This is a genomic window from Verrucomicrobiales bacterium (genome assembly GCA_016793885.1).
GTDB lineage: Bacteria > Verrucomicrobiota > Verrucomicrobiia > Limisphaerales > UBA11320 > UBA11320.
In genome coordinates this window covers 10,609-26,047 of sequence record JAEUHE010000062.1, presented here as the reverse complement: position 1 = coordinate 26,047, position 15,439 = coordinate 10,609, and the positions used below count along the sequence as shown (strand labels likewise).

Annotated in this window: 8 protein-coding genes; 4 read left to right on the top strand and 4 right to left on the bottom strand. The window is 59.9% G+C overall.

The genetic code is table 11. The features are described from left to right. The first annotated feature begins 276 nt into the window (after positions 1-276). From JNN07_08050 to JNN07_08035, 4 genes are all read left to right on the top strand, one after another. Positions 277-1,152, top strand: coding sequence for a hypothetical protein (locus JNN07_08050; GenBank protein ID MBL9167678.1), 876 nt, complete (start codon positions 277-279; stop codon positions 1,150-1,152). A 2-nt stretch (positions 1,153-1,154) separates the two neighbouring features. After that, on the top strand, positions 1,155-2,177 hold the full coding sequence (gene dctP / locus JNN07_08045; protein ID MBL9167677.1) for a TRAP transporter substrate-binding protein DctP: 1,023 nt from the start codon (positions 1,155-1,157) through the stop codon (positions 2,175-2,177). A gap of 48 nt (positions 2,178-2,225) precedes the next feature. Beyond that, positions 2,226-4,088 carry a TRAP transporter large permease subunit gene (locus JNN07_08040; GenBank protein MBL9167676.1) on the top strand — a complete coding sequence of 621 codons (1,863 nt, stop codon included), beginning with the start codon at positions 2,226-2,228 and terminating at the stop codon, positions 4,086-4,088. A gap of 404 nt (positions 4,089-4,492) precedes the next feature. Beyond that, a complete protein-coding gene (locus tag JNN07_08035) occupies positions 4,493-5,128 on the top strand; it encodes a DNA-3-methyladenine glycosylase (GenBank protein ID MBL9167675.1) in 636 nt (211 codons plus the stop codon). A 588-nt stretch (positions 5,129-5,716) separates the two neighbouring features. On the opposite strand, the gene JNN07_08030 is transcribed toward JNN07_08035, so the two are convergent. From JNN07_08030 to JNN07_08015, 4 genes are all read right to left on the bottom strand, one after another. Beyond that, complete coding sequence (locus JNN07_08030; GenBank protein ID MBL9167674.1) at positions 5,717-8,656, bottom strand: hypothetical protein; 2,940 nt, start codon at positions 8,654-8,656, stop codon at positions 5,717-5,719. A 212-nt stretch (positions 8,657-8,868) separates the two neighbouring features. Further along, on the bottom strand, positions 8,869-10,194 hold the full coding sequence (locus tag JNN07_08025) for a hypothetical protein (GenBank protein ID MBL9167673.1): 1,326 nt from the start codon (positions 10,192-10,194) through the stop codon (positions 8,869-8,871). 505 nt (positions 10,195-10,699) lie between these two features. Continuing rightward, the gene (locus tag JNN07_08020; protein MBL9167672.1) at positions 10,700-11,743 is read right to left on the bottom strand and encodes a zinc-binding dehydrogenase; all 1,044 of its coding nucleotides are present in this window, start codon (positions 11,741-11,743) and stop codon (positions 10,700-10,702) included. A gap of 719 nt (positions 11,744-12,462) precedes the next feature. Further along, positions 12,463-15,075 (bottom strand): esterase-like activity of phytase family protein, encoded by a 2,613-nt coding sequence (locus tag JNN07_08015; protein MBL9167671.1) that lies wholly within the window; start codon positions 15,073-15,075, stop codon positions 12,463-12,465. Positions 15,076-15,439: the final 364 nt, after the last annotated feature.

The window sequence follows — 15,439 nt, the reverse complement described above, 5'->3', positions numbered from 1 at the left end:
GCTTGGATGACTTTTTGACGGTTGAACAGCTTGGTGTGGAGGTGGGAGGTTCCCGGATCCGTCCGGCTCGGGACGGACTCAACGGACAGCCTGCATCTCCCCTCCGGGGGCGCTGAAAAGCTGTAGCGGGCTACAGCACTCCATGGAGCTGCCCTGGGCAAAGAAACTATGGTCAAACTGTTCCGGGCCGATTAAAAAGAGGAGTCATTCATGGTGAGACCTAAGATTATGCGGTGGGTTCAATGCAGTTATTTACTCTTAGTGCTGGGGTTGCTCATGCCCGGGTGTTCGATCAAGCGCCTGGCGGTGAACCGACTGGGAGATGCTCTGGCGGCGGGCGGGAAGACTTTCTCCAGCGACGAGGATCCAGACCTGATCGCTCAGGCTGCGCCGTTCAGCTTGAAGACGATGGAGACGCTGCTGGCTGAGAGCCCGAATCATGTGGAGCTTCGGCGCGCGGCCGCCGCCGGGTTTGTGCAATATGCGTATGCCTTTGTGCAGCAGGAGGCCGATCAGCGCGAGGCCGACGACTTTGCCGCGAGTGAAGCCTTAAAGCAGCGCGCCCGTCGTCTCTATCTGCGCGCCCGCAACCATGGATTGCGCGGCCTGGAGGTCCGCCACCCAGGCTTTGAGAAGAACTTAAGGGCCGATCCCAAGGGAGCGGTGAACGCGGCGAAGCGTCAGGATGTTCCCTTGCTGTTCTGGACCGGTGCGGCTTGGGCGGCCGCGATAGCCCAGTCGAAGGATCAGCCGGATCTGATTGGGGAGTTGCCCTTGGTTGAAGCGGTGCTGGAGCGAGCCCTCGCCTTGGACGAAGGATGGAACTATGGGGCGATCCACGGGTTGTTTATCCAGTATGAGATGATTCGGCCGGGGAGCAATCCGGAGGCTCCGGTGAACGCCCGGCGTCATTTTGATCGGGTCGTCCAGCTGTCCGAAGGTAAACTCGCCGGGCCTTATCTTGGCCTGGCGGAGGCGGTCTGCGTGCCGCAGAACGATCGAGCCCAGTTCGAGTCGCTGCTTCAGCAAGCTTTGAAAGTGGATGCCGACGCCCGCGAGGAGTGGCGGCTTGAGAACCTGGTCATGCAGCGTCGCGCCCGCTGGCTCCTGGGACGCCTCGATGAACTCTTTGTTGAAAAAGCGAAACCCTAGTCATGAAATCATTTCGAATCGGTTGGATTCTTAGCCTTCTGTGCCTGTGCGCGGGTCTGCCGACATCGGCCGCCGAGAAGAAGGTGACTCTCAAGTTGGGAACGCTGGCTCCCAGCGGGACATCGTATCACAAGCAGTTGCTCCAACTTCGGGACAAGTGGCAGAAGGTGTCCGCCGGATCGGTGCAGGTCATCGTGTATCCCGACGGTCGACAGGGTTCGGAGGGGGAGATGGTCAGTGCCATGACCACTGGAAATCTCCAAGCCGGGTTGCTGACAGCCGCCGGTTTGTCCCAGATCGAGCCCGCGGTGGTGGCGTTGCAGAGCATGCCGATGGCATTTCGATCACTGGAAGAGGTGGACTTCGTCACCGAGAAGATGAGGCCCATGCTCGAATCCCGCATGGACGCCAAGGGTTTTGTGGTTTTGTTCTGGACTGACTCCGGTTGGGTGCGGTTTTTTTCGAAGCAGCCGGTGATTCAGCCCGACGATTTGCGCAAGCTGAAAGTCTTTTCCTGGGCCGGCGGCAAAGGCGAGTTTGAAGCTTGGAAAGCGGGCCGCTTTAATCCGGTGTCCTTGGAACCCACCGAGATTTTCTCCAGCCTGGGAACCGGCATCATCACCGCGGCACCCATGCCTCCCTTCTTCGCCTTGGCCACTCAGATAGATACGGCCGCGCCCTTTATGCTGGAATTGAACTGGGCGCCCTTGGTGGGGGCGCTGGTCGTCCGCAAGGAATCGTGGCTGAAGATCCCGGAAGCCATTCGCGCGGAGCTGCTGCAGTCTGCCGCGGCCACTGGCAAGGAAGTGAAGACACTGGCGCGTGCCGAGGGCGTGGAGTCGGTGGTGGCGATGCAGAAGCGGAAGCTCACCGTCCACCCCGTGACACCCCAGAACCAGGCGCTTTGGGAGGAGGCTGCCGAGCAGATCAAGGATCGGATCCGCGGCCCAGTGGTTCCCGTTGAGTTCTATGATGCGGTGCATGGCCACTTGAAGGAGTTTCGATCCAAGCCGGCTGCTCGCTAGTTCACTGCTGAGACGCAAGAGTCGCCTCGTCGTTTCGTCCTCTTTGTCATGAGCGCTGAAATCCCCACAGTGGACCCGAGGAATATCACCGGTCCTTGGCGATGGTTGCGCGAGGCGGAAAACTCGCTCGTGGTGGTTGCGTTGGCAGCAATGACGCTGCTGCCGCTTTTGGAGATTGTGCTTCGCAAAGTGGCGCAGACGGGCATCTCCAATGTCAGCGCGATCGTTCAACATTTGACGCTGTGTGTGGGGGTGTTTGGGGGGGCGCTGGCGGCCCGGGATCAGCGGTTGCTGTCGCTCTCGCCCATCTCCCAATGGTTGAAGGGCCAATGGAAAATTCTGGCGTCGGTGCTGAGTCAGGGCTGGGCCGCCGCCATTTGCATCTTTTTATGTGCTGCCAGCGTGGACTTCCTGATTTCGCAGAAAGGACTGGGGCAGGAGCTGGCCTATGGGGTTCAGAAATGGTGGATTCAATTGGTCATGCCGATTGGGTTTGGGGCGGTGGCGTTGAGACTGGTTTGGCACTCGGGTGAAACTGCCGCAGTGCGACTGATCACCTTGGCCATCGCTTTAGCGATTGCGGGGGTGGGTCGGTGGGGGGGGATCGATCCTTCCAAGCTGATGGTCCCGGCCCTGGTGGTGCTGGGATTCGCCACGGTCTTCGGTGCGCCCGTGTTCACGACCTTGGGCGGCGCGGCCCTGATTCTTTTCTGGGGGCACGAGGAGCCCCTGGCGGTGGTGCCCCTCAAGCACTATTCACTGGTCACGAATTCAACATTGCCGAGCATTCCGCTCTTCACTTTGGCTGGCTATTTCCTGGCAGAAGGAGGCGCTTCGCGTCGGCTCGTTCGTGTGTTTCAGTCATGGTTCGGGTGGTTTCGCGGAGGGCCCGCGCTGGTGACCGCCCTGGTCTGCGCCTTTTTCACATCGTTCACGGGCGCGTCGGGTGTGACGATCTTGGCCCTCGGCGGGCTGTTGATGCCGGTGCTGGTCGCGGCGCGTTACTCCGAGCGCGCGTCGCTGGGGCTGCTCACCAGCGCGGGATCTTTGGGGCTGCTCTTCCCTCCCTGCCTGCCGCTCATCTTGTACGTGATCGTGGCGAACACCAGCGCCCAGGCCGACCTGACTCTCCAACAAATCTTCCTGGCCGGAATCGGCCCCGGTTTGCTGTTGGTGGGGTTGACCGCTTGGTGGGGGATCCGACAAGGTCCCAAGGACAAATCCAGCGATCGCACGTTCAGTTGGAACGAAAGTCGAGCGGCGCTTTGGGAGGCCAAGTGGGAGATATTGGTGCCAGTGGTTGCTCTCGTCGCGCTTTTCAGCGGTTGGGCTACTCCGGTGGAGGCGGCTGCGGTCACGACGCTCTATGCGTTTCTGACTCAGGCGGTGATTCACCGCGATCTCCATTGGTTTCGGGACGTGCCTCGAGTCATGACGGAGTGTGGGCTTCTGGTCGGGGGTGTGCTGCTGATACTGGGAGTGGCTCTCGGTTTTACCCATTGGCTCATCGACGCCCAGGTGCCCGATCTGCTCGTCGAGTGGGTGACGACGCGCATCCATTCCAAGTGGGTCTTTCTGCTGGCCGTGAACCTCTTTTTGCTGGTCGTGGGATGCCTGATGGACATTTTCTCAGCCATCGTGGTGGTGGTGCCTTTGTTGGCTCCGCTGGCCGCCAGGTTTGGAATTGATCCCCTCCACTTCGGCATCCTGTTTCTGGCGAACATGGAACTCGGGTTCCTCACGCCGCCCGTGGGTATGAATCTGTTCCTCGCTTCCTATCGCTTTCAAAAGAGCATGGCCGAGGTGACTCGAGCGGTGTTGCCGATGCTGTTCGTGTTGATCGTGGGGGTGCTGGTGATCACCTACTTCCCCCCGCTCACCCTGTGGCTGCCGAGCTTGTTCAAGCCCTAGCAGCCTGTCGGACTTGTGTCTATCGGACGCGAGTCCGGCTGCGGATCCCGATGGTGCTGATGTATCTCTTAGGAAACGCCGCGACAGCCTGCTAGAAGGCACTGCGTGCGAGGAGACCGCACCACAAGGACTCGTGACCTCGTCTCCTCCAGTCCAGCGTTTAGGAGACGAGGGGACGAGGATTGGTTCATGGGAAGATCCAAAATGAGTTGAACCCAGCCGGTTTGCCGCCCGTGTTAGCGTTCCGCACTCACGGAGTCAGGTGTCGGATGCAAGTTCCACGTTACATCCGGTTCACTCGTTGTTAAACCTGACGCGCCTTTCAGGCGGCAAACCGGCTGGGTTTCTCCGGTTCGCCGTGTTCTACGAAATGCGAAACGCAGTATTACAAAACTATTTTAGAGATGTCTGACGCGAACTCCTTCCCGCCTCTCCAGCTCCTGCCATTCAGACGGGATTTTTATCTTCCCAGCGCCCGCGTGGTCGCTCCGCGATTGCTGGGGCATTACCTGCTAAGGGTTACCCCTGAGGGGGTTATGGGTGGTGTGGTGGTAGAGGCCGAGGCCTACTTGCACAACGATCCCGCCTGCCATGCGTTTGCGGGGCCCACGGCTCGAAATCGGTCGATGTTTGGGGCTCCCGGCCGCGCTTACGTCTATTTCATTTATGGCATGCACCAATGTTTCAACGCGGTGTGTGGGCCGGAGGGACGCGGGGAGGCGGTGCTGATCCGGGCTCTCGAGGCGACGCACGGGTTTGAGCTCATGCAACAACGCCGTCCAACTCGTCGGGTGATCGACCTGACTCGTGGTCCGGCGAAGTTGTGCCAGGCCTTGGGGATCGATCGCTCCTTGGATGGGGTGGATCTCTGCTCTGCGGAGTCGCCGGTCTGGATTGCTGAGAACCCGGCTAGGCGTTCTCTGCTTCGGCGGCTGGGGCCGATCCAGCGCACTCCACGAATTGGGATCTCGAGAGCTGCAGATTTGCCCTTACGATTTCTACTCAGCCGTTCTGAATGGGTCTCCCATCGACACTCGTAAACACCTTCATCATCGCAAGAATAGGTAGTGCGGGCCGTGTCGGCCCATCGGGCGAGGTAAGTCTATGTACCGCGGAGACACGTCTCCGCTTTTCCTACGCGCTCCGGTATGGCTGTGGGGTGGTAACCCAGCAAACTACGTGCGTGTGAGGGGCGAGGGGGCGTGATGGAACAGCGGTGTCGTGCCCTGAGCATTACCCACAAGTTCGGAGGGCTTCCTCCCTATCCCAACGGGATTCCGGCTCAAAGCCCAGGGTTGGGAGGAACGAGCTACCCTGGAAAACGCCATAGAATCCACAACCCCATCGTGGGTTGCGAACCCTGTGGGGCTTCAGGTGATCCCAAGCGCAACCCGCGATGGGGTTGTGAGAAAACAACGACTAACCCAGGGTAGGCGCTCCTGCGTCGCGCCAACCCTGGGCTTTGAGCCGGAATCCCTTTGGGATTCTAACATTTGGTCGAAGAACTTGTGGGTAATGCTTAGAGCCCTCTGCCGCTTTGGTCCCCCCCAGCGGAGCTGGGATCCCCTCGCCAGTAGTCCGTCCCGGCGAGGGGGATCGCGATCGGTGCTACCTTCACCTGCTCATGCTTACTGCGTCTTCAGGCGGAAGTAATGAGCGGCCCCCGGGAGCGCGGTAACTTCATAGGGACTGGCGGCGCCCTGGATGGTTGTCCAGGGTCCGTTCAGGGAAGGAGCGCTTTCGAGCGTTTGTGCTCCCGGCCAACTTAAAGTCAGTTTTCCACCCGTCCAGGAAGTCTGGATGACTTGGCTCGGAAGTTTGTCGGCACTGGCCCCACCGAGGGAGGCGATAAGCGACTCGCTCAATCGTCCTTCGTAGAGCTGAGCGCTGCTGACATAGCCGGGAGCTACATCCCCGCTCTCGTCCGCAAATAGCAGGGCGAAGACATCGTCTGCTCCGGATCCGACGGGGAAGGACCAGCGGGCGTCCGCTCCCTGACTCAAGCTGCGTTTAGCCACCCTTTGGCCATCGATGAAAATGGTGGCTCCCGGGAAGACGCCCGGACCCACGAGGTCGACTGCGATGGCCAGCCGATGCCACTCATCCAGGCTGACCACGCCGTTGTAAACCGAGTCGATGCCGATGCCCCCTGAGGGATTGATGAAGAATTCTCCATCGTCGGCGTTGGTTGGATCTAACTGCAGCAGCGACCGCCAGGCAGCTGAAGTCGCGGAAGGATAGAACACGTCTAGAATGAGCGTGTACTGGTTCAACTTGCCGGAGGCCGAGGTCGAAGCAGGCCGGGTCAGTCCCGGGTAGAGGCGATAACCGTCAAATTTGCCCACGGGGTTGAATCCCATGACCTGCACGGAGCGCTCCCCGATACCCGGGATACCCAGAGCCTCGGTGGTCGAGAACACGGTCAAGGGCTCCACCTCCGCCGAAGCATACGCGAGGTCGCGACCGTAGCTCGCCTTCAGATCGCCCTGGAAGTCCCATTGTCCGAGCAGCTTGGTCGGCGCAGCGGAAACGGATAACGCCAAGGGGGCGCTGGTGGCTGTCCCACCCGTATACCCCACCTCGACCGTGTAGTTACCCGCGTCGGTCGCTTGGATATCGGCCAAGATCAAGCTGTCTGCCGTTGCACCCGCCACAGCCACCCCGTTCTTCTTCCATTGAAACGTGAACGGGCCGACGCCTTTGACATTCACGCTCAGGCGTTCCCGGTTGCCCACGTAAGTGGTTGCGGCGCTGGCGACCACTTCGAGTTGAGGTGCCGGCCAAGACGTCACACTGTAGACCCCAACGTCGTCTATGCCAAAATACCAGCTGTCGGTTCCGGCATGACCGAACCGAAAGCGAACTTTCGACTGATTGGCAGCGTTTGGCAGCGCCAGGATTTCCAGGCGTTTGGATTCAGCTGGATCGTCGTTGACTCGGGGGCTGATGTAAGGGGCCAGGGTGGCCCACTGGTCTTCGGGGATGCTCAAGAAGTCTCCGTAGCGGTTCCCCTTTTCGTTTCCATCCAGGTCGGTGAAGCGAGCGGTATCGCCCTGGATCGCGCTGAAGGTCTCCAGCGCATCGATCCCTCCAGAGGCATCCCGCTTCACGTCAGCATTCTCCAACATGTAGAGCAGGGGAATCCAGGTGACTCCCTCATCGATGGAGTACTCAACCGTGCCGATGCTGTCCTGGTTCTGCTCCCACAGGCTCTTGAAGATCAGATAAAGGGAAGACTTTCCGGAGAAGTCGAAATCTGGCGTGACTGTATAGAGGTATTGCCCTGAGCCAGACCGATAGCCCGAGTCGCCGAAGAGAATGTTCCCTTGGGCATAGTTCTCGACGAGTTCACCATTCAGCACTACCTGGGGGTTCGGGGAAAGCACGCGGCGGTAATCGGTGCTGGGTGCGTGGTTGTCGTAGGTGAGCAACGATTCCTTGAAGCGGTCACTCTGGACGACCACCCAGTCGGCATAGGACTTGGAATTCAAGTCGCCCAGATCCAGGTCCTCGTTGGGAGGCGCGATGAAGTTTCCGATCGTCCAGCCGGCGGGCAATTCCCCTTCGCCGATGCCATCGAAGTTCTCGAACACCAGGGGAGTCGGCAGATCGAAGCTCAGATAGGGTAACACGGTAAACGAAAGCTCCACTGTCTTGGTGTTGGCTGGGTTGGCGTTGTCGCTGAAAGTGAGCAGTGCGGTGTGCGTTGAGTTCGCAGGAAGCAGTCCGGGCGGGTCGAATTTAACGCGAGTGACATCCGCTTCCTTGGTCACCGTGGGTGCCGTTGTGGCACCGTCGAACTGGAATTGAATGCTGTCGCTCTTAACCTGGGTGGTGCCATCGCGAATCGTAAAATCCAGCACCACCGTGGGTGGAACGGATTTGCTGCCGGCGGCTGGCTGGATGCTCTCCACCGTGGGCGGCACCGGGGCGGCGGAGGCGAACACGTCCAGTTTCACCAGATCGACGTAGGTATCGGGGTTGCCGCTCAGTCCCGCAGCCGGATCACGGGTGATCGAGACGACAGCGCTGCGTGCGCCAGCCGGAATCTGTCCCTCGCGCAAGTAGAGAGACCAGTTTTTGGTGGTCCAACCCTCTGGTCCAGAGCCATCGGCATTTCGGACCAGATAGGTGCTACTGGCTCCGGAAAACTCGGCGTGGCCTAGGGCGGTGTTGTCTGGGGAGAAGAAATCCACGCTGAGCTTGGCAACCTCAGGATTGGAAGTGTAGGAGGCCAGCCAGGCGCTCAGGGCGAATTTTCCGTCGCCGGCATCGATTTCAGTGGGGGAGAGGGCGGCGGTCAGGTCGACGAGTTGAGTCAACGGGACGTCGTTGTTCGCTTCGCGGTGGCGCCAGGAGTAGTTGATGCCCGGCTCGTAGCTTTCTGGAATGGCGGGGCCGGCGAAGTAGACATCGGTGAACTTGTAAGTGCCGAAGCTGCCGATCCACTCCCCGTTGTTCGGTTCCTCGAAGCTGCCGTTGATGATGAGATCGGTCGCGTTCGCGGATCCGACGAACGCCAGGCCGCCCGCGATAATCGCGAGTCCCATGGTGGTTTTCTGATGCATAGCGGTTTGGTATTTCGGGTTGATTGCTGAACCGTCGTCAAGTTGGTGGTATTGTATAGCAAGGTTTTCGACCCTTTCCAATGACCTTTTGGTCACAGGAAAGCGACAGACTCCAGGCACCCTTCCAATCTGAACCGCCTACTGTCCCCAGTGTAGGAGCCGAGTAACGAGGCTTGGTTGACGGAGAGCCTGTCGGGCTTGTCGCTTCCCGTTTAGCCCGGTCCAACCGGGGATCCATGAGTCTGACCGGGTATCCGCACGGCGAAGACGCGCCAGGCGATCAGAAAGGCCAAGGCGGCGAGCCCTAGCGTGATGGCGGCGGTAGGACGAAAGAACTCAAGGAAGCTCCCTCCGGTTTGAAATGCCAGTTTACCCAACATGACGCCCACATAACCCAGATATCCGAACGCGTCTGCGAGATACATCAGGAAGCCGATGTTACCCTGGTCTCGGGTCATGGCGATGAGCCGCTCAAACACGGTGGTGTGAACCGCGACATAGGGCAGATACATGCCGAGCCCCATCAGGATCATAAAAGGCAAAGGGGCCAGCCATCCAGCGGACTGCCCTAGCAATGCCACCCCACCCAGCAGGAGTCCGAAGATGGCGACCCCCAGGGCTAGAAAGAAGGACCGGCGGTTGTCGTGCACGAGAAAAATTAGCCCATTGGTCAACACCACGCCGAGGGCCACCCAGAGTTCCGAGATGGTAAATAGGCTGGGGGCACCCTTCACCCCCAGCCCCGCCCAGAGTTCGGGAGCGAAATCCGCACGCAAGCTCCGCAGCACCGTCACCAGCAGATATCCGGCGGTGATCAACCCCAGTCCGACCCCGTGCCGTTTCAGCCACCGACGGCGGTCCGCGCGAGTCATGGGACTGCGCGGTGAGCGGGCTTCGTGATCCTTCTGGGTGGGAGCGGGAATACGCTGCAACATCCAGACGAACGCAAGCAGGGGGGCGAGAAAGATCAGGCCGGCCACGGCGGGCATCCATCGCTCGGGCACTCCACCCTTCAGGAGTGTGGCGCCGACCGACTTCGCGAAGCCATCGGCGACGATGAAGCTGGCGCACAATCCTGCCACCAGCGCCTCAGTCATGCGACGGCCCTCCAGGAACCCGAGCACCAATCCGAAAACCATTCCAAGGGGCAGGCCATTTAAGAATAGGCAGGCCAAGTTCCAGGGTGTTGGAATCAGCCCGAAGAGTATCAAGGAGAGCTCCGCTGCGCCGATGAGCGCCAGCAGGGTAGCTGCCCGCCCCGACGGTCTCATCTCTGCCACCACCCGAATCCCGACAAATTTCGAGACGGTGTAGCCGAGAACCTGGGCCACAATCAGCCAGACTTTGAAACCGTCGGGAAATTCGTTGCCGGAGTAGCCCCCTGCTGTGAAAGGTTTGCGGAACCCATACATGGACGCGTAGGCCCCAAAGGCGGCGATCATGCTCCACGCAGCCAGCGCTCCGGGGTGTGCTAACCATCCCGACTCGCGGGGCGTGGCATGGCCCACCTGAGCATCGACGATTTTCCGAGTTGCCATGCCGCCGATCCTAGCTGTTCTGTCGAAGGCGAGGGGTAACGTTCGGGTGACGTTTTCCCGCTTGCTGCCCTAAGCATTCCCCACAAGTTCCTCGACCTAATGTTAGAATCCCAAAGGGATTCTGCCTCAAAGCCCAGGGTTGGCGCGACGCAGGAGCGCCTACCCTGGGTTAGTCGTTGTTTTCTGACAACCCCATCGCGGGTTGCGACTGGATCGGCTAACACCCCCAACTAACCGCAACCCACGATGGGGTTGTGAATTCTATAGCGGTTTCCCCAGGGTAGCTCGTTCCTCCCAACCCTGGGCTTTGAGGCGCAATCCCGTTGGGATAGGGACCGAAACACTCCGAACTTGTGGGTAATGCTTAGGGCACGACACCGCTGTTCCTTCGCTCTAGCTCAACCCCTCCAACGCTGCCGTTTACAATAGGCACACTAGCAGCTAGTCCGCCGCGCGCAGGAAAAGCGGAGACATGTCTCCGCGCTCTATAGCGCCTGTCGGGCTGCTACGGCCGTACCGCGACCCGAGGCCATTGGCCCGTGGCACTTAGCTCGAACGCGGTAGAGAGGTCATGGAGGGGCAGGGGTGGCGATACGAGAGTATCCCACGGCATGGCTTCAGCGCTTGCCTCCAGGAAGGCGACGGCCGCCTCCAGATGACGCGAGGCGTAATTGTGAGTGCCTCGCAAGGTGAGACATTTGCGAATGATCGTTTCCCCGGTCAGTCCGAGGGCTGAATCTGGATGCACCATCCCCACCAGGCCGTAGTGTCCTCCAACCCGCAGCACTCGCACTGCTTCGGGGACCACCGCAGGATTCCCGCTCACTTCTAACACCGCGTCGACCGAACCCGCAGAGATTTGACCGGAGTCGGCGGGATCGAACGCCTCGCCGCCAAAGGCGTCAACCAGCTTGCGACGCTCCGGGTTCGGCTCGCTGACCAACACGCGCTTCCAGCCGGCGCGGCGCAAAATTGCGCACCCGTAGATCCCGAGCAGGCCGGCGCCCTGGATCAGGGCGCAATCGTGTGTCTCTCGGAGCGGCTCCGTCGAGGCCATCATCGTGGCTAAAGCGCAGTTCGCGGGAGCGCCCATCGAGTCTGTCACGCATTCTGGTAGCCTAACCATCTTGGTTCCCGCTCTTAGAATCAGGTGCGAGGCGTAGCATCCGTTCAGTGTATCCTCCGGTTTGAACCGTGCGTGGCCGTATTTGAAAACCTGGCCGCACTTCTGAGGGAGATCCCATTCACAACAGGTGCGGCACCGGCCGCATCCGACCGCCGAGCTCCAGGTTACCCTGCAGCCCACCCAGGCTGCCTCGACGCCCTCGCCGATCGCGACCACTCTGCCCACCCCTTCATGGCCGAGGACGGAAGGAGTAGGTTCGTTGCGACGGCCGTCGACCGTGTGCAAATCCGATCCGCAGATCGTGGAGAGCGACAGCTCGATCAGTGTCTCGCCTCGCCCCAGCGTAGGAATAGGCACCCGTTTGAGTTCAAACGGCTTTCCTGCTCCGTTGAAGACCAGGACTTCGGCTTCGTTGGTGTTCATGGCGGTTTACTCTGGGCTTGGATGTTCACGAGAGCAAGGGAGGTTAACGTCTGCCAAACCCAGCGGGTAGGGAGAGACTTGATCGATGTTCGATCCGATTGAGTTTATAATTCTGTTTTCCGTCGAACCCGCTCTAAGCATTACCTCCAAAAAGGCGGACTAAACAGGTTGCAGGAGATCCTCACTTCTTCGGGTGAGTTCCTGTATCCACGGCCGAGAACCCGCAGGGTTCAAAGAGATTAACCGCGGTGTGGAGAGCAGCGACACCCCCGGTCTGTCGGCCCCTATTCAACAGCACCCTGAAAGGCGTGCCACCCGTCGGCGAACGGACTGACGAACTGATTAGGTTCTTTGAGGAGTGGTAACGCAGGTCTCAGAAGCCGGTGGCATCGCTGCGCGATGCTCCGTACTTTTAACAGTTCCGGGGGTGCGAGCACCCCCGGCTACATCTCTTTGAACCCTGCGGGTTCGGGCCTTGCCGACAAAGTGAGAAACGACGGTGTTGCCCGACTTGTCTAGTCCGCATTTTTGGAGGTAAAGATGAGAGCCCTCTGCCGCTTTGGTCCCCCCAGCGTAGCTGGGATCCCCTCGGCGGTGCCGACCCTAACCGCTCAGCGTGCGATTCGTCCGCGATCCATCTAAAAGCACTCGCCCCGGTGAGCGCTGCCGCACCCGGGGCGAGTGAATGATTTGTCTAATCGGGGCCTCTTAGGACGCACTCAAGGCACCCGCAACCGATAGTAGCCAGCCGAGCCCCCGCTCAGTGGTAGATCCAGTTCCCACACAGGCATGGTCGGAGCTACTTCCATAACCGAGCTCCAGCTAGCCGTCGGCGCCAGAGTCGTGCTCGACTCAATCAGTACCGGCTTCCCGCCCTCCGTGAAGACACGGGCGCGCAATCCCTTGGGGCTGTGACCCAAGGGTTCGATGGCTAAGACGTTGCCCACTTGATGAAGCCGGGCCCGCGACGCTACCCCTGTATCTGTGTAGTCACTAAAGAGCCCATCCACGCCGAGGCGGAAGAAGGCTTGATACTCGGAGATCGGATCCCGAAAGCCATAGAGGCTGGCGTCATCCCGGAACGTGAACGCATGAACTACCAGGCCGGCTCGGTGGGCGGCCGCGATCACACCGGTGTCGCCCACGATCTCTCGGTCCTTGATATCCACGGTGCCGTCACCGTTGCGATCTTCAGCCATGCCGTCGCCATTCGGATCGTAGATCCTCGTTTTGAGCAGGTAGGGTTTCCAGGGTCCGACGCCATCGGCGTAGGTGCGGACAAAGTCCAGTCCCGCTGGTGTCAGCAGATCCGCGAAGGTGCGCGGATCGCCACTGATCACGAAGTCGTAAGGCTGGGCGTACGGCGCCACCAGCGAGAGCGACCCATCCGCATTGACGTCGTCGGCATCGATCAGCTGAACCAGTCGGACCTCGGTCATTTGGTTCAGTTGACGGAGATTCGAGACCTCAAACGATTGGATGTACACCGGTGCGTTCGAGGTGTTCCAGCCGGCGGCCGTCAGAGCTGCCAGCAGAGGCTCCTCCAGCGAAAGCCCGAGGCTGTCGTGAAAAGTGGGGTGCTTGGTTTCCGGATAGATACCGATTGTCCGCGCTTTCAAGGCGCCCTGCGCTTTGGCGAGTTCGATGACTTCCGTGAAGGTGGGCACTTCGTAGAGACCATTGAAGCTCTGATCCCGGCGTCCCAGGGGCTGAATGGCACGGAGGGTCTTGATTTCCGCCAGCGTGAAATCACTGGCAAACCAATCGGTGACCGCGACGCCGTCCACCATCTTGGTGGACTTGCGATCCGCGAATTCCGCATGCGAGCCCACATCCGTGGTTCCGCCCAACATCGGCTCGTGACGGGCGATGAGCACCCCGTCCTTGGTCGAGACGAGATCAGGTTCGATGTAGTCGGCCCCCATCTCAATGGCCAAGAGGTATCCGGCAAGCGTGTGATCCGGCCGATAGCCCGCAGCGCCGCGGTGTCCGATAACCAAGGGATCTTGGCCTGTGAGGGTAGGGAAGAGGCCCGGGACCGGGATGTTTTCGAGCGGTTGAGGGAATTTGATACGAATGAACTCCTCATTGTCCGCCACTCCGGGGATCCGGCCGGCGCTAAACGGATAGTTGTTGTCATTCAGGATCAACAATTCATCAGCGGCGGTGAGGATCAGGCTTTCGATCGTGGAGAAAGGCATCGGATACTCGTTCACCGGACTTGCCAGGTGATTGGGGTCCGGGATGCGGAGCAGATCCACCAGAAGCGTCTTCGCGACGAACCCTGAGGAGTCAACACGGTTGAGGTCCAGCAGGAAGAGCCTCTTAACCCCGCTGGGGGCATCGGCGAGATCGGTTTCTGTCAGCACAAACTTGTTTTGTCCGACCGGGGAGAAGTCACCGATATGATTTCCCCGGGCACGTGCGCTGTCCATTTTGTAGAACAGTCGGCGGTCGGTGTAGCTTTTGGTCACCGTGTCGAACTCGAAGATGATCAGCTTTCGCTGGTCTGGGTCGGTCGTCAGGGGACCTTCGAGGATGGGGTACAGTTTCAAGCCGTCCGCGCTGATGGCCATTCCTTCGAAGCCTCGGCTGTTGGGGAGATTGGCTGTTTGGCCGCCCAGGAGCGGGTTGCTGGGGGATTGGATGCCTGGTAGAGGAATCGGGGCTTCGAGGACCTTACCTTGGGCGTCCGTGTGCAGGAGAAAAGGGCCAAACTCTTCTCCGAACCAGAATGTGCCATCCGCAGCCCTCCGGAACGATTCGAGATCGAAGTCAGCTCCGGTGAGCAATCGTCCGGCGGTGATGGTGGCATCGACGGGCACGTTGGTGGCGCCGTTCGGATAGAACGCCTGATCGGCGACGATGGGGAAGTTGATTTTGCGGTCAGGGTCGCTGAGGGTCACGTTTCCTTTGTAAACGACCGTGCCCGATCCACCGCTGGCCGTCTTGAAATCCACGGTGACATTGTGGAAACGGAGCAGGCTGTCGGCCGAATTGGCTTTCGCACCGAAGCCATTGTCAGTGAGGACCAGGTAGCCGCCGTTCCCGTCATCCAGGATGCCGGAGAAGCCTTGCACCGGCTGTTGGCCGACGAAGGGAGTGGCCACCCCGTTGGTACCGACGATGAACTGACCTGAAGTGGGTCCTGCGGCGAACGTGGCTCCCGGTAGTTTGGCGAAACCGGTGATCTGTTGGGCCGAGGAAAGGTCCACGGCGAGGTGGAGCTGCGTGTAGAGTGAAAGAGCGACGGTCGCGGCTCTTAAGCTTCCGAGCGAAGCGTGGCGGCGTAGAAAACGGTCACGATTCAATTCTGGTGAGTAGCTGTTCATGATGCATCCTTGTCGACGAACACTTGGTTTAGTTGGTTGGAGAGGTTGTTATTTTATTGGGTCAGCCGACGGTCTGTTCGGCTCCACCCTCTCTAACAAGTGCGTTGTTTTTTGGACAAGTGACGTTCCGATGATCATTGTGACCTTTGCATTGTCATTGGACTCAAGGTGTCCTTGGACCGGTAGATCGCGGGTGAAAAGGTGTTGGCTGTGAAGACCGGGTTAAAAATGCACCGCATCCCGGGGGCGAGTAAGGGACCGTGCAAAAATAAATTCGGGTTTTGGCGCGAGCGCTGCCAGGCCAGATGCTAGGCGCGAGAATGGCGCATCCCCCCGCAGTGGGGCTGTAACTGACGAGCAACGA